At 75.1% G+C, this 16,559-nt stretch carries 14 protein-coding genes and 1 pseudogene; 1 reads left to right on the top strand and 14 read right to left on the bottom strand.

The features are described 5' to 3' along the window. Nucleotides 1–261 precede the first annotated feature (261 nt). The 13 genes and pseudogenes from ACGFZL_RS04035 to ACGFZL_RS04095 all read right to left on the bottom strand — a co-directional run bounded on the left by ACGFZL_RS04035 (nt 262) and on the right by ACGFZL_RS04095 (nt 13,608). A pseudogene (locus ACGFZL_RS04035) lies at nt 262–1,433 on the bottom strand (acyltransferase). Between the two features lie 58 nt (nt 1,434–1,491). Further along, nucleotides 1,492–2,496: an alpha/beta hydrolase gene (locus ACGFZL_RS04040; protein ID WP_393689019.1), complete on the bottom strand. Its 1,005-nt coding sequence runs from the start codon at nt 2,494–2,496 to the stop codon at nt 1,492–1,494. Nucleotides 2,497–2,678: 182 nt separating this feature from the next. Further along, nucleotides 2,679–3,542 (bottom strand): alpha/beta hydrolase, encoded by an 864-nt coding sequence (locus ACGFZL_RS04045; RefSeq protein ID WP_393689022.1) that lies wholly within the window; start codon nt 3,540–3,542, stop codon nt 2,679–2,681. An 82-nt stretch (nt 3,543–3,624) separates the two neighbouring features. Next, nucleotides 3,625–4,836 carry a kynureninase gene (gene kynU, locus ACGFZL_RS04050; RefSeq protein WP_393689024.1) on the bottom strand — a complete coding sequence of 404 codons (1,212 nt, stop codon included), beginning with the start codon at nt 4,834–4,836 and terminating at the stop codon, nt 3,625–3,627. Beyond that, nucleotides 4,829–5,668, bottom strand: a complete 840-nt coding sequence (locus ACGFZL_RS04055) for a tryptophan 2,3-dioxygenase family protein (protein ID WP_393689591.1) — start codon at nt 5,666–5,668, stop codon at nt 4,829–4,831. Before ACGFZL_RS04055 ends, kynU begins: the two co-directional genes overlap by 8 nt. 168 nt (nt 5,669–5,836) lie before the next feature. After that, a complete protein-coding gene (locus ACGFZL_RS04060) occupies nt 5,837–6,253 on the bottom strand; it encodes a DUF3151 domain-containing protein (protein ID WP_355174821.1) in 417 nt (138 codons plus the stop codon). Between the two features lie 35 nt (nt 6,254–6,288). After that, nucleotides 6,289–7,749 (bottom strand): MFS transporter, encoded by a 1,461-nt coding sequence (locus ACGFZL_RS04065; RefSeq protein ID WP_393689027.1) that lies wholly within the window; start codon nt 7,747–7,749, stop codon nt 6,289–6,291. A 58-nt stretch (nt 7,750–7,807) separates the two neighbouring features. Beyond that, entirely contained in the window at nt 7,808–8,839 is a 1,032-nt protein-coding gene (gene fbaA / locus ACGFZL_RS04070; protein ID WP_355174825.1) for a class II fructose-bisphosphate aldolase, read from the bottom strand. Nucleotides 8,840–8,974: 135 nt separating this feature from the next. Further along, nucleotides 8,975–9,523 carry an orotate phosphoribosyltransferase gene (gene pyrE / locus ACGFZL_RS04075; protein WP_393689029.1) on the bottom strand — a complete coding sequence of 183 codons (549 nt, stop codon included), beginning with the start codon at nt 9,521–9,523 and terminating at the stop codon, nt 8,975–8,977. A gap of 49 nt (nt 9,524–9,572) precedes the next feature. Then, nucleotides 9,573–10,361 carry an aldose 1-epimerase gene (locus tag ACGFZL_RS04080; RefSeq protein ID WP_393689031.1) on the bottom strand — a complete coding sequence of 263 codons (789 nt, stop codon included), beginning with the start codon at nt 10,359–10,361 and terminating at the stop codon, nt 9,573–9,575. 50 nt (nt 10,362–10,411) lie between these two features. Further along, nucleotides 10,412–11,302 carry an SRPBCC domain-containing protein gene (locus ACGFZL_RS04085; RefSeq protein ID WP_393689033.1) on the bottom strand — a complete coding sequence of 297 codons (891 nt, stop codon included), beginning with the start codon at nt 11,300–11,302 and terminating at the stop codon, nt 10,412–10,414. A gap of 58 nt (nt 11,303–11,360) precedes the next feature. Next, nucleotides 11,361–13,037 carry a polyamine aminopropyltransferase gene (locus tag ACGFZL_RS04090; RefSeq protein WP_393689035.1) on the bottom strand — a complete coding sequence of 559 codons (1,677 nt, stop codon included), beginning with the start codon at nt 13,035–13,037 and terminating at the stop codon, nt 11,361–11,363. A 22-nt stretch (nt 13,038–13,059) separates the two neighbouring features. Continuing rightward, nucleotides 13,060–13,608 (bottom strand): DUF2617 family protein, encoded by a 549-nt coding sequence (locus ACGFZL_RS04095; protein WP_393689037.1) that lies wholly within the window; start codon nt 13,606–13,608, stop codon nt 13,060–13,062. Between the two features lie 819 nt (nt 13,609–14,427). Between ACGFZL_RS04095 and ACGFZL_RS04100 the strand changes: the two genes are divergently transcribed. After that, the gene (locus ACGFZL_RS04100; RefSeq protein ID WP_393689039.1) at nt 14,428–15,627 is read left to right on the top strand and encodes a pyridoxal phosphate-dependent aminotransferase; all 1,200 of its coding nucleotides are present in this window, start codon (nt 14,428–14,430) and stop codon (nt 15,625–15,627) included. Between the two features lie 118 nt (nt 15,628–15,745). Here ACGFZL_RS04100 and ACGFZL_RS04105 read toward each other — a convergent pair whose 3' ends face one another. Then, nucleotides 15,746–16,291, bottom strand: a complete 546-nt coding sequence (locus tag ACGFZL_RS04105) for a YbjN domain-containing protein (RefSeq protein WP_393689041.1) — start codon at nt 16,289–16,291, stop codon at nt 15,746–15,748. Between the last annotated feature and the right edge of the window lie 268 nt (nt 16,292–16,559).

Genomic DNA, 16,559 nt, shown 5'->3' on the forward strand with positions numbered 1-16,559 from the left:
AGACCACCCCGGCGTTCTCCGAGAGCTGGGCCAGGTCCCCGGCCAGGATGCCGAAGGCGGCGACGCACACGATGCCGTGCGGCAGCCAGCGCAGCCACACGAACGGCGGGAGGGGATCCATCCGCGCCGTCCACAGGTCGTCGCGCAGCACCTTCAGCCGGCGCCGGACCTGACTGCCGGTCACCTGACCGTCGCTCATGTGACGCACTCCCTCCCCCCTGCGGACCACGCCGGTGGATCACGCGGTTCGCACGGCACAGCCTAGACATGGCGTGCTCCCGCGGCTCCGGTCCGGTCGCGCGGACGGTGGCCGCGCACCACCCGGGACCGCCCGGGAGGGTCTCCGCCCGCTCGTGGCGGCGGAACGCGGCCCAGCAGACGGCCAGGGCCAGCGCGAACACCGGGAGCCAGGCGAGCCGGGCCAGGATCCAGTGCGGGTCGTCGGGCGCGGTGTGCAGGCCCGGCAGCCGGCCCGCGAGGAGACCCGTGGCCGTGGTCGCCATCAGGGCGGTCTGGTGCCACAGGAAGATCGTCATGGCGGAGAGGTTGGCGAGCGCCACCGCCGCCCACGCCACCGGCCGCCGCATCGCGCGGCGCAGCGGCCCGCACAGCAGCAGGGCGAGCCCGCACTGGGCCAGGCCGAAGGTGACGGCGGCCAGCGTCGGCGGGTCGAGGTTGGAGACCGGGGCGCCGGGGACGCCGACCATCGACGCCGGATAGCCGGCGCGGGTCACCAGCAGGACCGTGGCGGCGGTGCCGCCGATGAGCAGGATCCAGCCCGTGCGCCGGCCCTCCAGCTCGCCCCGGGCCCAGGCGGCGCCCAGGGTGTACGGGACCAGCCAGCCCGCGGCCACGTTGATCCAGCCCACCCAGGACGGGGCGCCAAGGCCGAGGCGCAGCAGGTCGACGTGGAGGACCACGGCGAGCGGCCACAGCGGATGAAGCCGGGCCAGCAGCGGCGTCGCCGCGGTCGACGCGGTGAGGACCAGCAGGAACCACAGCGGGGACAGCGCCAGCTTCACCAGGGTGTGCACCGTCACGAAGTCCGCGCCGGTGAGCACCAGCAGTGCCGTGGCCGCCGTCCACAGGGTGAGGACGGCGGCGACCGGGCGGTACAGCCGGGACAGCCGGGCGGCCAGCCAGCGGCCGTAGGACAGTCCGCGGGCCCGCGCCGAGGCGTGGCCACGGGTCGCCACCCGGCCGCTGACCAGGAAGAAGACGGCGAGGGTCTGGAAGGCCCAGGACAGCGGGGCCAGCCACGGCATGTGCTGGAGCGGACTGGCGGCGCGCAGGGTGCCGCCGTCCGGGACGAGGGCCGTCACCATCCAGTGGCCGAGGACCACGCCGAGGATCGCGGCGGCGCGCAGGGCGTCGACGGCCCGGTCGCGCCGGGCGGGCGTGGCCGCGTCGAGGCGGGCCGCGGCGCGGCGCAGTGCCTGGAGTCGGGGCCGGAGGTCACGTCGGGGCCGGAGGTCACGTCGGGGCCGGTGGTCAAGCACGGGTCACCTCCGCAGTCCGCCCCAGGACGATGCGGGCCAGGTTGGCCAGGGAACGGGTGCCGGGCCGGAAGTAGTCGCTGTGGCCGCCCTCCCCCGCGTCGAAGACCCGCGCGCCGAACGCCGGGGAGACCGGGTCGGTGCCGAAGCCGACGGTCGTGCCGAAGAGGCCGGCGCGGACGTGCGGGACGTGCGCGATCCAGTCGTCGGCGCCCCGCGCCGCCCAGAGCCGGGCGTCCGCGCGCAGCCCGGCGGCGGAGTCCGCGCTGGTGCCGGGGCTGCCGACCAGGGCGATGTCGCCGACGTCGAGGCCCGCCGCGGCACGAGCGCAGACCACCGAGCCGTACGAGTGGCAGAGCAGGGCGAGCCGGGTGCCGGGGCCGGTGATCCCGCGCAGCGCGTCGACCAGGGCGCGCAGCCTCGGGGCGGCGGAGTCGGCGCGTCCGGTCGTGGTGACCGCCGTGCTGACCGTGCCCGGCGTCTCGTAGCCAAGCCAGGCGACCACGGCGGTGCGGCGACCGCCCGCGGGGTCCTCGACCTGGAGCTGCCGACGCAGGGCGAGGGCGGCGGCGCGGAACCGGCCGTAGGTGTCGATGCCCGTGTCGGAGCCCGGGACCAGGACGGCGACGTGGTCGGCGTGGGCCAGGTCGCCGTAGACCTCCGTGACCAGCCCCGCGCCCCGGCCGTCGAAGGCGAGGAGCCGCCGGGACGGGTCGGCCAGCTCGCGGTCGGCGGCGGCGCGGTGGCGGTCGCCGTGCGCGGCGGCCATGCGGGACGCCTCCGCGGCGTTGGCCCGGTTCGCCGCGTACGCCGCCTCCAGCGTGGCGGCCGTCGGGGCCGCGAGGACGGCGGGGGCCGGCGCCGGGATCTCCGGCCGGGCGGCGCCCGAGAGCGGGAGGGCCACGGCGCCGGTGACGAGGGCGGCGAGGGCGGCCCGGCGCCGGCGGCCGACGTGCCGCCGCCACCGCTGACGTACCGTCTCCCCCGCACCGGACACCATGACCGCCCCCTCGCCGCACCGCCGCCCATCGGCCGTGCATGCAAGGGAAGTTATGGATCAAGGCGAGTAACCCGCGTCCCGCCGGAGGACTCACCTGCGGGGTAGCTCTCAGGTATTACGGGTATGGCCAGGGCCGGTGTACCAGGCCACGCCCCGCCCGGCCATATCCGCAGGCACCGAACTCACCACGCCAGTTGGGCGATCTCCTCCACCACCACCGCGCACGCGTCCGCCTCCGGGTCGACCAGCGGGAAGTGCCCGACGTCCGCCAGCAGCGTCACCCCGACCACCTCCCCCGCCCGCGCCGCCGCGTCGGCGTACGCCTCGGCGACCGCCGGCGGCACGACCGTGTCGGCGCCGCCCTGCACCACGGTGGTCGCGATGCCGGTCGGCAGCAGCAGGGCCGGGTCGGCGTAGGGACGGCGCTCGGCGAACGACGCCGCGCCGCCCAGCAGTTGCCCCGAAGCGCCCCCGCACACCGCCAGCTCCTCGGCCACCGCGAAGTCGGCGATGGGCGCCAGCGCGACGACTCCACGCAGCGGTGCCGGGCGGTCCAGGCGCCAGGGGGCGTCGGCGGGCAGCACATGGCGGGCCGCCACCCACAGGGCGAGGTGGCCGCCCGCCGAGTGCCCGGCCAGGACGGTGCGGCGGGCGTCGGCGGCCGGGAGGTGCCGCCGGAGCAGCGCGGGCAGCGCGTCCAGGGCGGCGGCCACGTCGTCGAAGGTCTCCGGCCACCGTCCCGCGACGCCCGCCGGGCCGCCGTCGGCCGGCCCGCGCCGGTACTCGACGTTGGCCACCGCGAGGCCCCGCCCGGCCAGGAAGGCGGCGAACGGGCTGACGTGCCGCCGGTCGTACGCCGCCCGCCACGCGCCCCCGTGGAGCAGCACGACCACCGGCGCCGAGGCGTCGCCCGCCGTGCGGGGCGCGTACAGGTCGACCAGCTGGTCGGGGTGCGCGTCCCCGTACGCGGCGGTGACGTCGGGGTCGACCGCCGCGTGCGAGAACAGCGACTTCTCCTCGGCCTCTGCGTCAGCCTCGTCCGGCATGCTCCGACCTCTCACTCGCCCACTGCGACTGACGCGGGACGCTACCAGGAGACGATCTCCGTCCCCCGGCCCGCCGCCCGCATCACCCCAGCGTCTCCCCCAGCACCCGCGCCGCCCGCTCCACCTCGGCGAACCCGGTGTACAGCGGCGTGAATCCGAACCGCAGCACGTCGGGGGCACGGAAGTCGCCGACCACCCCGCGCGCGACGAGCCGCTTCATGACGTCGCCCGCGTCGTCGCAGCGCAGCGCGACCTGGCTGCCCCGCTCGGCGTGCGCGGCCGGCGTCAGGGACTCGACCCGCCCCCCGGGGACGTACTCCCCGACGCAGCGCAGGAAGAAGTCGGTCAGCGCCAGGGACTTGGCCCGCACCGCCTCGATGCCGACCCCGTCCCACACCTCCAGGGCCGCCTCCAGCGCGAGCATGGACAGGATGTCCGGTGTGCCGACCCGGCCGCGCACCGCGCCCGGGGCGGGCGCGTACTCCGGGCGCATGCCGAAGGGCTCGGCGTGCGAGTTCCAGCCGGGCAGCGGGGAGTCGAAGCGGTCCTGGAGGCCGCGGCGCACGTACAGGTAGGCGGGCGAACCGGGGCCGCCGTTGAGGTACTTGTAGGTGCAGCCGACCGCCAGGTCCACGCCGTGCTCGTCCAGGCCGACCGGCAGGGCGCCCGCGCTGTGGCACAGGTCCCAGACGGCGTAGCCGCCCGCCGCGTGCACGGCGGCGGTGAGGCCGGGCAGGTCGTGCAGCCGGCCGGTGCGGTAGTCGACGTGGTTGAGCAGCACGGCGGCGGTGCGCGGGCCCAGGGCGCCCGGCACGTCGGCCGGGGCCAGCGGGCGCAGGGTGCAGCCGGTCAGCCGGGCGGCCGACTCGGCGAGGTAGCCGTCGGTGGGGAAGGTGCTGGCGTCGACGAGGATCTCGTCGCGGGCCGCCCCCCGGGAGTCGCCCTCGGCGTCGCCGCGCGCCATCCGCACCGCCGCGACCAGCGCCTTGAAGACGTTGACGCTCGTGGAGTCGCCCACCACGACCTGCCCGGCCGCCGCGCCGACCAGCGGGGCGATCCGGTCGCCGATCCGCTCGGGCGCGGTCCACCAGCCGCTCTCCTCCCAGGAGCGGATGCGCAGCTCGCCCCACTGGCGCCGCACGACGTCGTCCACGCGCGCGGGGACACCGGCCGGGAGGGCGCCCAGCGAGTTGCCGTCCAGGTAGACGACGTCGTCCAGGACGAACCGGTCCCGCACGCGCGCGAGAGCGTCGCCGGCGTCCAGTTCCCCGGCGAGGGAGATCAGCTCAGACATAGGACCGCGCCGTCCACAGCTCGGGGAACACGTTGTGCCGGGCCCGCTTCTCCAGCCAGGCCACCCCGGCGGAGCCGCCGGTGCCGGTTTTGGCGCCCATCGCGCGGCGGGTGGCGACCAGGTGGTCGTTGCGCCAGCGCCACACCAGCTCGGCCACGTCGGTCAGGGCCTCGCCGAGGCGGGCGAGCTCGCCGTTCTGGTCACCGCCGTAGACGTCGGTCCAGGCGGCCTCCACCTCGGGCGACGGCTCGTGGCGCCTGGTCGGGTCCCGGTGCAGGACGGCGTCCGGGATGGCGTACCCGCGCCGGGCGAGCAGCCGGATCACCTCGTCGTAGAGGCTCGGCTCGTGCAGCGCCTTCTCCAGCTCGGCGTGGACGCGCGGGGCGCCGCGGTGCGGCACCAGCATGGACGCCGACTTGTCGCCGAGCAGGAACTCCAGGCGCCGGTACATCGCCGACTGGAAGCCGGAGCCCTCGCCGAGGGCGGCGCGGTAGGAGTTGAACTGGGCGGGCGTCAGCTGGCCGAGCGGCGTCCAGGAGGCGTTCAGCGCCTCCAGCTCCCGCACCGAGCGCTTCAGGGCGTCGACGGCGACCTGGGTCCGGTCCTCGCGCAGGGCGCGGGCTGCGGTCTCCCACTCGTGGACGATGACGGTGAACCACAACTCCATGACCTGGGTCGTCACCAGGAAGACCATCTCTCCCGGATCGTCGGAGAGGAGGTGCTGGAGGTGGGTGAGCACGTCCGCCTTGACGTAGTCCTCGTACGGCGTCGTGCCCGCGAAGTCGAGATGCGGGGTCTCGGGCTCGTGGGCCTCAGCGGCCTCGTGGGCCATCGCCTCGTGGGACATCGCTGTCTCCTGTTGTTGCTCCGGGTAGCGGTCCGCCCTGCCGTTACCGGCACGGGGCCCCGGTCCCCGACGGCATCCTCCGCAATGCTCGCAGCAAACCGCAAGGCCCGCCCCTTCGAGGGCGGGCCCGGGTGGCTCAGATCACCGGACGCGTCACTGACCGAGCACGTCCGCCGCGGCCGGCGAGGAGTCGCGCAGGAAGCCGCTGCACCGCTCGTACTCCTCCTTCTCGCCGATCGCCTTCGCGGCGCGGGCGAGAGCGTGCAGGGCGCGCAGGAAGCCCCGGTTGGGCTCGTGCTCCCAGGGCACCGGGCCGTGCCCCTTCCAGCCGCTGCGGCGCAGCGCGTCCAGGCCGCGGTGGTAGCCCGTACGGGCGTACGCGTACGACTCCACGGCGGCGCCCCGCTCGAAGGACTCGTCGGCCAGCCGGGCCCAGGCGAGCGACGAGGAGGGGTAGCGAGCGGCCACGTCGGTGGGCGAGGTGCCGCCGGCCAGCAGCTCGCGCGGGCCGGGGTCGTCGGGCAGGTGGGTCGGGGGCGGTCCCCCGAGGAGGTTCTCGTGAATGGCCATGGGGACAGTCTCCTGCATCGCCGCGCGCCTCCCCCTCAGACCCCGTGGGCCCGCCCGTCCTCCAGCGGCGGCACCGCCACCGACCCGTGCGTCCGGCACTCCGGCCGCCGGCAGTCCGGCGCGGGCCTCCGTACCGTCGTGACGGCGATCAGCGACCCGGCGACCAACACCCCCGCGCAGATCAGCATCGCCGGGCGGAACGCGTCCCCGAAGGCGTCCGCCGACCGGTACGCCTCCTCGCCCATCCCGGTCAGCACCGGCAGCGCGGCCACCGCGACGAGCCCGGCCGCGCGGGCCGCCGCGTTGTTGATGCCGCTGGCCAGGCCGGCCCGGGCGGTGTCCACCGAGGCCAGCACGGTCGCCGTCAGCGGCGCGACCAGCGCGACCATGCCGAGCCCGAGCACCAGCAGCGCGGGCAGCACGTCGGCGCCGTACGAGGCGCCCTCGCCGACCCGCAGCATCAGCAGCATCCCGGCGGCGCACAGCAGCGGCCCCACCGTCAGTTGCAGGCGCGGGCCGATGCGCTCGCCGAGGGCCCCGGAGCGGGCGGAGAGCAGCAGCATCAGGACGGTGGTCGGCAGCAGGGCCGTCCCGGCGGCCAGCGCCGACCAGCCGACGACCACCTGGAGCTGGAGGGCGGCCAGGAAGAAGAAACCGCCGAAGGCCGCGTAGACGCACAGCGTGACCGCGTTGACCGCGCTGAACTGCCGGGAAGCGAACACGTCCAGCGGCATCATCGGGTCCGCCCGGCGCCGCTCGACCACGATGAACGCAACGGCCGCCGCCACCCCGGCCACCGCGCTGAGCGCCACCGCCCAGGACGCCGTACGGGCCTCGATCAGCGCGTACGTCAGCAGCGCGAGGGCCGCCGCGCCGAGGGCGGCGCCGAGGACGTCGAAGCGGGTGTGGGCGCGCTGGTCGGAGGACTCGGGCACGTGCCGCAGCGCGATCGGCGCGCACAGCAGGGCGAGGGGTACGTTGAGCAGGAACACCCAGCGCCAGCCGGGCCCGTCCACCAGCCAGCCGCCGACGAACGGCCCCACCGCGGCGCCGACGCCCCCGAACCCCGACCACAGGCCCACCGCCCGGCCCCGGTCGTCGCGGTGGAAGGACGCCTGGATGAGCGCGAGCGAGCCGGGCGTGAGCAGCGCGCCGCCGACGCCCTGGAGGGCGCGGGCGCCGATCAGGACGCCCGCGTTCGGGGCGAGGCCGCACAGCAGGGACGCGGCTGCGAACCAGAGCACGCCGATCACGAAGACCCGGCGCCGCCCGAAGCGGTCGCCCAGGGCGCCGCCGAGCAGGATGAGGCCGGCCAGCGTGACCATGTAGGCGTTGACGGTCCACTGCAGGGCGGCCAGGGAGGTGTCCAGGTCGCGGCCGATGCGGGGCAGCGCGACGTTGACGACGGTCGAGTCCAGCAGGGCCATGCTGGAGCCGAGGACGGTGGTCAGCAGAATCCAGCGGCCCTGCGGCGAGGCCAGTCTGACGTCGGGCATGGTCCACATATACAGCGAGCCCGGCGCGCAGGCGCCGGGCTCGCTGCAAAGAGGGTGGCTACTTGATGCGCTGACCCGCCGAGCGCAGGTGTCCGCAGGCCTCGACCACGCGGGCCGCCATCGAGCCCTCGGCCAGCTTGCCCCAGGTGCGCGGGTCGTAGGTCTTCTTGTCGCCGACCTCGCCGTCGACCTTCAGGACGCCGTCGTAGTTGCGGAACATGTGGTCCGCGACCGGGCGGGTGAAGGCGTACTGGGTGTCGGTGTCGATGTTCATCTTGACCACGCCGTTCTCCAGCGCGGTGGCGATCTCCTCCGCGGTGGAGCCGGAACCGCCGTGGAAGACGAAGTCGAACGGCTTGGAGCCGGCCGGCTTGCCGTACTTGGCGGCGACGCCCTCGCTCAGGTCCTTGAGCAGGTCGGGGCGGAGCACGACGTTGCCCGGCTTGTAGACGCCGTGCACGTTGCCGAAGGAGGCGGCGAGCAGGTAGCGGCCCTTCTCGCCCAGGCCGAGGGCCTCGGCGGTGCGGATCGCGTCGTCGACCGTGGTGTAGAGGTTGTCGTTGATCTCGTGCGAGACGCCGTCCTCCTCACCGCCGGTCGGGGTGATCTCGACCTCCAGGATGATCTTCGCGGCGCGGGCGCGCTCGAGGAGCTCCTGGGCGATGGTCAGGTTGTCGGACAGGGTCTCGGCGGAGCCGTCCCACATGTGCGACTGGAAGAGCGGGTTGCGGCCGGCCTTGACGCGCTCCTCGGAGACGGCGATCAGCGGGCGTACGTACCCGTCGAGCTTGTCCTTGGGGCAGTGGTCGGTGTGCAGGGCCACCGTCACGTCGTACTTCTCGGCGACGATGTGCGCGAACTCGGCGAGCGCGACCGCGCCGGTCACCATCTCCTTCTTGTGCTGGCCGCCGAGGAACTCGGCACCGCCGGTGGAGATCTGGACGATGCCGTCGCTCTCCGCCTCCGCGAAACCGCGCAGGGCCGCGTGCAGCGTCTGGGAGGAGGTCACGTTGATCGCCGGGTAGGCGAACTTCCCGGCCTTCGCGCGGTCCAGCATCTCGGCGTAGACCTCGGGAGTTGCGATGGGCATCTGGCCGCTCCTTGTATGTGCGGGTGGGCGTTGCTGCTCAGGGCCCTGACCTGGATCCTGGGGGAGATGACGTCATCGTCGGCCCCATCTTTCCAGACGGGCCCCGATACTCCGAGCGGTGGACCGAGGGGCGGACTAGTCCAGGCCCAGGTCGTCCTTGGAGTACGCGTACAGGTACGGCACCCCGGCGCCCTCCTGGATCTTCTCGGCGGCGCCGGTGGCCCGGTCGACGATGGTGGCGACGCCGACGACCTCGGCGCCCGCCTCGCGCACCGCCTCCACGGCGGTCAGCGGGGAGCCGCCGGTGGTGGAGGTGTCCTCGACCACCAGGACGCGGCGGCCGCGGATCTCCGGGCCCTCCACGCGCCGCTGGAGGCCGTGCGCCTTGGCGGCCTTGCGGACGACGAAGGCGTCCAGGCGGCGGCCCCGGGCGGCGGCGGCGTGCAGCATCGCGGCGGCGACCGGGTCGGCGCCCATGGTCAGGCCGCCGACCGCGTCGAACTCCAGCTCCGCCGTCAGGTCGAGCAGCACCTGCCCGACCAGCGGCGCGGCCTCGCCGTCCAGGGTGACGCGGCGCAGGTCGACGTAGTAGTCGGCCTCCAGGCCCGACGACAGGGTCACCTTGCCGTGCACCACGGCCTTGTCCTTGATCTGCTCCAGCAGCGCGCCACGTACGTCACTCATGGGGCCCAGCTTAGAGGCGCCGCTCAGAGGCGCCCCTCATAGGTGCCGGTCAGAGGTGCCGCCACCGCCAGGTCGTGGTGGCCTCCAGCGGGTCGATGGGGGTGACCAGGCGCGGGAGGGTGTTCAGGCCGTTGGGCGGGCCGGTCTGCGGCTCCACGCACACGGCCGCCTCCTGCTCGTCGTAGACCACCACCCACTGCTCGGGGCTGGTCACCCGCAGCTCCAGGCGGCCCGGCCAGGTGACGGTCACGTCGACGCCGTCGGGCATGCCGAAGCAGTCGTCCCAGGGGCCGGGCTTCGGGTCGGTGCGCTGCCCGGTGGGCAGGTGGTCGGCGCCGCGCTCCTCCTGCCAGGCCGGGGTGAAGGCCAGCTCGGCGGAGCTGTCGTCCAGGGTGCGGTTGAACCAGGGATGCCAGCCGAGCTGCGCCGGGAACGACGAGTCGTACGTCTCGATCGCCATGGTCAGCGTCAGCGCGTCCGCGGCGAGGGCGAACACCTGGGTGACGCGGCCGGAGTAGGGCCAGGGGTCGACCAGGTCGTACGTGAGGACCGCCTCGTCGGCCGTCACGCGCGCGGTGGTCCACGCGTGGTCGCGGGTGGTGCCGTGGATGGCGTTGGGGGGCGCGGTGAGCGGCATCTGGTGCTCGACGGCGCCGTCCCGGAAGCGGCCCTCGCGGATCCGGCCGCACCAAGGGGCCATCGGGAAGCAGCCGTACCGCTCGCCCTGGCGCAGCAGCTCCGTGCCGCCGACGCGGAGTCCGCCGATCCGGCCGCCGTTGCCCGGCAGCACGGTCGCCTCCGCGTCACCCGCGGTCAGCGTGATGGGTTCGTTGCTCACGCCCCGACCCTACTTCGGTGATCACGCCGCCGGTGCGTTCGGCGACGCGCTCAGCGGCGCCTGCGCAGGGCGCGGCCGACGACGATGGCCGACGCCACGGCGAGGGCCGCCGCCGGGGCCGCCCAGCGCAGGGGGCTGCCCGCGCCGGACGCCTCGGGCACCGGCACCGGCGCGTACCGGCCGCGGGGCGGGGCGTGGTCGACCTCCTCGGCGCTGCGGCCGATCATCGTACGGCGGGCGTGCGCGGCCTCCACGGGGGGCGGCGGCGGGGTCTCGGGGGCCGGGGCCGGGCTCGGGCTCGGCTCCGGGGGCGCGGGGATCCCCTGCGCCTCGGCCGCCTCGATGCCCTCGGGTGTCTCCGGCACCTCGGGGATCAGGCCCGCCGCGTCGTCGGGGGCGGGGCCTTCCGGGTCGGTTTCCGGGGACTCGTACTCCGCCGCCGGAGCGTCGTACTCCGTCTCAGGGGCCGCCGCCGACTCGTCCGCCGCCGGGGTGCCCGGCCCGTCCGCCCCGTCCGCCCCCGCCGCGACCCCCAGATTCGCCCCGAACCGGGTCAGCAGCCGGGTCACCGACGACCGCACCGCCTCCTCCGGCAGCTCCGCCACACGGCCGTCCGCGACCGCCGTGCCGTCGAAGGCGAGCAGGGAGCCGCCCTCGGCGTCCCGGACACGCAGGGTGAGGGAGACGGTGACCTTGCCGTTGCCGCGCACCTCGACGGCCTCGCCCTCGACGGCGTACCCGCCGCGCCCCCGCGCGGACAGCCGCAGCGAGCCCCGGTAGGTGATGGAGTGGCCGCCGACCCGCACCTTGAGCCGGCCCGCGACGGGTTCGGCCCCGGCGTCCTGCTGGAGCCCCGGGACCGCCCGGGCGACCCGGACGGGGTCGGCCAGCACCTCCCCGAGCCGTACGGCCGGAACCGGAACGAACACCTCATGCTCCATGTCTGCGCAGCCTACCCAGCAGTCGTCCGGCACACAGCCCGGCGGAGTGAACTGGGTCTCAGTACCGCGGGTGCACCAGCGTGGACGGCCGCAGCCCCGTCACACGCGTACGCCGCGCGGAGCGGACCGCCGAGGCGAGGGTGCGGCGGTCGAGGGTGGCGGGGGGCTGGGCCGCCGGGTCCAGGCCGAGGGCGGGAAGGTCGCGGGCGGCCAGCAGGAACCCCCAGTCGCGGGGCGCGGGCGCGTCGCCGGGCGGGGTCTCGCGGCGGGCCAGCCGGTAGGGCGCGGTGCGCAGGCCGGCCGCGCGCAGGGTCGCCTCGACCGTCCAGTACGTGCGGGGGCGCGGGGCGACCGGGCCGGCGTGCACGGCGAGGCGTCCGCCCGGGGCGAGCACGCGGCGCAGCAGGCCGTAGAACTCCTCCGAGTACAGCTTCGTCGCGGCGGTGACGCCCGGCTCGGGCAGGTCGCTGACCACCACGTCGTACGCCGCCGTGGGCGTCGCCCGCAGCCGGCGGAACGGGTCGGCGGTGCTGACGTGCACGCGCGGGTCGGCGAGGGCGTGCCCGTTCCGCATGGTCAGGGCGGGGTCGTGCCGGGCAAGGCGGACGAGCCCGGCGTCGGGTTCGAGGATGTCGGCGCGGCGCACGCCCCGGTGGCGCAGCACCTCGCGGGCGGCCAGCCCGTCGCCGCCGCCGAGGATCAGCACGCGCGCGTGGGACCCGGCCATGGCAGGGCGGACCAGGGCCTCGTGGTAGCGGCGCAGGTCGGCGCCGGTGGCGCGGGGGCGGCCGGCCAGGAAGAGGCCGAGGTCGCGGCCGTCGGGCCCGCCGGTCAGGACGGTCTCCTGGGTGCCGGTGCGCACGGCGGCGCGGACGTCGGGGCCGTACACCGCGTGCCGGGCGGCCCGTTCGAAGTCGCCGGTGAGGGCGGTCGCGGCGGCGAGCAGGGCGAGGACGAGGGCGGCGGCGGCCGGCAGCAGGCGGCGGGCGCGGCGGCTCAGGTCGCGCCGGAACAGGCCGAGGACGAGGGCGGTGCCGACGACGACGTTGACCGTGCCGGTGACCAGCGCGCCGGTCAGCTGGCCGAGGAAGGGCAGCAGCAGGAAGGGGAAGGCGAGGCCGCCGACGAGCGCGCCGACGTAGTCCGCGGCGAACAGGTCGGCCACCGCGCCGCCCGCGTCCTGCCGCCGGATGCGCTGGATCAGCTCCATCAGCAGCGGCACCTCGGCGCCGATCAGCAGCCCGATGGCGAGCGAGAAGGCGACCAGGAGCAGCCGCGGGCCGTCCGCCCACAGGCCGCCGCCCCAGCCGCCCCACCCGCCCGTCCAGCCGCCGGTCCAGGCGAAGACGGCGTACAGCGCCATGGCGCTGGAGCCGCCGACCAGCGCGAGGGCGGCCTCGATGGCGCCGAACGCGGCGGCGGCGCGGCGGCGCAGCCGCTTGGCGGCCAGCGAGCCGAGGCCCATGGCGAAGACCATGACGGACAGCACGACGGACGCCTGGGTGACCGAGTCGCCGATCAGATACGAGGCGAGGGCGACGAGTTCCAGCTCGTAGACGAGCCCGCAGGCGGCGCAGACGAAGACGCCGGCCAGGACGAGGAGGCGGGCGGTGGCGGCCCGGACGGGCAGCCGAGCGGGGTTCTGCGGCGCGCCCTCGGGGAGGCCGGCCGGCCCCAGGACGTCGTCCCAGGACGGCGGGGAGCCGGGCGGGGCGGGCGCGTGCGGTTCGATCACGGGGTGACGTTACGTCACGCCCTCAGCGCGCCACGTCACCCACAGGTGTGAACTCGCGCCCCGCCGGTGTCCGGACGCCGACCCGGGTGCGGGTCGCCACCAGCTGCCCGTCCTGCGGGTAGGCGTGCCAGGTGCGCCAGTGCACCTGACCCCCGTGGCGCCGGGCGAGCAGCGCGGTGAAGGCGTGCGGGCTGCCGGGGAAGACGCCGGCCAGGCCGTGCGGGTGGTCGGCGACCAGGGCGAGCAGCTCCTGGGCGCGGCCGGCGAAGGAGCCCGGGGTGAGGATCTCCACGCGGGCGGCGAACTCGTACTCCCAGTCGTCCCGGCGCTTGGCGACGCCGAGCGGGAGCGGGGTGCTGCTGCCGGGGATGCACGCCACTGTCTCCGAGCAGGTGTCGGCGCCCTCCTCGAGGAGCACCTGGTGGGAGGCGCCGAGGAGTCTCAACTGGAGCTTCGCGCCCTCCAGTTCGAGATCGAGGCTGGCCAGCGCGGGCAGCGGCTCGCGCCCCAGGGCCCAGGCGAGGTCGGCGGCGCGCGTGTCGTTGTAGGCGGTGTTCAGGGTCGTGAGCATGGAACGGCTCCGCAGGCACACAGGGAGGGGAGGAGTGGGGACCGCGCACCCCGGTCGCCGGTCGCTGTCGAGGATGCCGGCCGGGCGACCGGGCGGCGGGGGTCAACAGGTCGTCCTGAGGGCTGCGTTGGTGAGGAAGAGCGAATCACGAACGATGACCCCGCCACCGGGTTTTTACCCAACTTCGTGGCATTTCCATCCCTCTGGGGGCCCTCCAGAGCACCTGTTCAACCTTCACGCACGTGCCGGGGACCGGCCCGGCACGCACGCGTGAGGGCGGGACCCGCACCCAGATGCGGGTCCCGCCTGCGGGGATGCGGCTCCCCCCGCCGTGGAGCTCAGCTGCCCCGTGTCAGCTGCCTCCGCCGCCGCATCCACCGCCTCCGCCGCCGCAGGACGACCCGCCTCCGCAGGACGAGCCGCCACCGCAGGACGACGATCCGCCGCCGCAGGAGGAGTGGTGCCCGTGGTGCCCGCCGCCCGAGGACGACCCGCCGTCCCCGGCCCACCAGCTGCCACCGCCCCCTCCGGCGCCCCAGGCGCCCGACCGGCGTCCCCGGCCGCGCCGCCGCCGGGTCCGCGAGCCGGCGTGCCGGGCGGCGGAGCCGAGTCCGATCACCACGGCGGCCAGCAAGATCGCGATGAAGACGAAGCCCATGGCGCACCTCCTTGTCTCTCCCCCGGGCCGACGCCCGGAGGTCCCCCGAAGCGACCCCCCGTGGGCGCCTCGCTCGTTGCGCGCTCGTTGCGTGACCGGGAGATGCCCTCCCCCGCCCGGCCCCAAAGCAGAGTTGAGGAACTCCAGAGCTTCGGCGCAGGATGGCGCCCATGACCTCCAGCCCGCCGCCGCCCGCCGCCGCCCGCCCGCTCCTCAACCGCCGGCTCGCCGGCTTCGGGACGACGATCTTCGCCGAGATGTCCGCCCTGGCCGTGTCGACCGGCGCGATCAACCTGGGCCAGGGCTTCCCGGACACCGACGGCCCCGAGGAGGTCCGCGAGGCCGCCGTGCGGGCGCTGCGCGACGGGCGCGGCAACCAGTACCCGCCGGGCCCCGGCGTCCCCGAGCTGCGCACGGCGGTCACCGACCACCAGCGCCGGCACTACGGCCTGTCCTTCGACCCGGACACCGAGGTCCTGGTCACGGCGGGCGCCACGGAGGCGATCGCGGCGGCGATGCTGGCCCTCCTCGAACCGGGCGACGAGGTCATCGCCTTCGAGCCCTACTACGACTCCTACGCCGCCTGCGTCAGCATGGCCGGCGGCGTCCGCGTCCCGCTCACCCTGCGCGCCCCGGACTTCCGCCCCGACCTGGACGCCCTGCGCGACGCGATCACCCCGCGCACCCGGCTGCTGCTCCTGAACTCCCCGCACAACCCGACGGGCACGGTCCTCACCCGCGCCGAGCTGACCGCGATCGCCGAGCTGGCCGTCGAGCGCGACCTGCTGGTCGTCACCGACGAGGTCTACGAGCACCTCGTCTTCGACGGCGAGCACGTCCCGCTGATCTCCCTGCCCGGCATGCGCGAGCGCACCGTCTCCATCTCCTCGGCCGGCAAGACCTTCTCCTTCACCGGCTGGAAGGTCGGCTGGATCACGGCGTCGGCCCCCCTGATCGCCGCCGTCCGCACCGCCAAGCAGTACCTGACCTACGTCAGCGCGGGCCCCTTCCAGTACGCCGTCGCCGAGGCCCTGCGCCTTCCCGACGCCTACTTCACCGGCTTCCGCGAGGACCTGCGCGCCAAGCGCGACCTGCTCGCCGACGGCCTGACCGAGGCCGGCTTCGGCGTGTACCGCCCGCAGGGCACGTACTTCGTCACGACCGACGTCGCCCCCCTCGGCGAGAAGGACGGCACCGCCTTCTGCCTCGCCCTCCCCGAACGCCACGGCGTCGTCGCCGTCCCCAATGCCGTCTTCTACGACGACCCGGAGGCCGGCCGCACCCTGGTCCGCTTCGCCTTCTGCAAGCGGACGGAGGTACTCCGCGAGGCGGTGACCCGCCTCAGCTCACTGCGCGCCTGACGCCTCGCCGGTGCTCGCCTCGGGTAGCCGGACGGGGAAGCTCAAGGGCTCCTCCCATGGGGCAGCGAGAGCCCGGCCGGAGGGGTCCGGGCGGGCTCTCGAACAAGGGGAAGCGGTACTACTCGGTGGAGCCGTCCTCCGGGCCCTCCTGCGGCTTCTCCGTGCCGTCGATCTCCTGCTCCAGGCCCAGCTGCTCGACCAGCCAGCGGTCGAACTCGATGGCCGCGCGGACCCAGCTGACCGTGGAGGAGACGAAGTGCTCCAGGCTGACGCCCATGCCGATCAGCATCTGGGCCTCGCCGATGAGGCGGACGGTGCCGTCGTCGTGGGTGTGGGAGTACACCTTGGGCCACAGGGTGCGGCGGTTCCAGTCGTCGATCGACTCCAGGAGCTGGGGCTTCTCGTCGATCTGGTGGGGGCGGTCGAAGAACGTCCGCACCGAGAAGATCTGCTGGTCCCCCTCGCCGCGGAACATGAAGTACGTGCGGAACTGCTCCCACGGCGCCGCGAGGTCACCCTCGTCGTCGACGACGTACTTCAGCTCCATCTGCTCGAGGAGCTGCTTCACGAGATCCTGATCCGGGACGACGGGGCCCGCCGGCCCTTGGGGCTGCGGCTCGGGCTGGCCCCCGAAGTTCGGAATCGAGGACGGGTCGATGGTCACCGTGATTTTCCCTTCATACGGATCTCGCCATCCTCCCCCATGCGGGGAGGGGGGTGGCAAGCCCCGCCGGGGCCTGTCAGCCCAGGGCTGACTTGATCCGGCCGGACGGGGCCGGACCACCGGGGCGTGCTCATGGGCGCCGGCCCGAGGGCCGGCGCACCTCGTGCAGGTGCGCGGGGCCTACGAGAGCGAGGGCGGCCGCACCGCGCTGGTGCGCTTCGCCGCGTACGTCGAGTGAACGTGACGGCGTGCGGCCGCTCGGCCTCCT

This window comes from Streptomyces sp. NPDC048182 (assembly GCF_043202555.1).
In the GTDB taxonomy this organism is placed as follows: domain Bacteria; phylum Actinomycetota; class Actinomycetes; order Streptomycetales; family Streptomycetaceae; genus Streptomyces.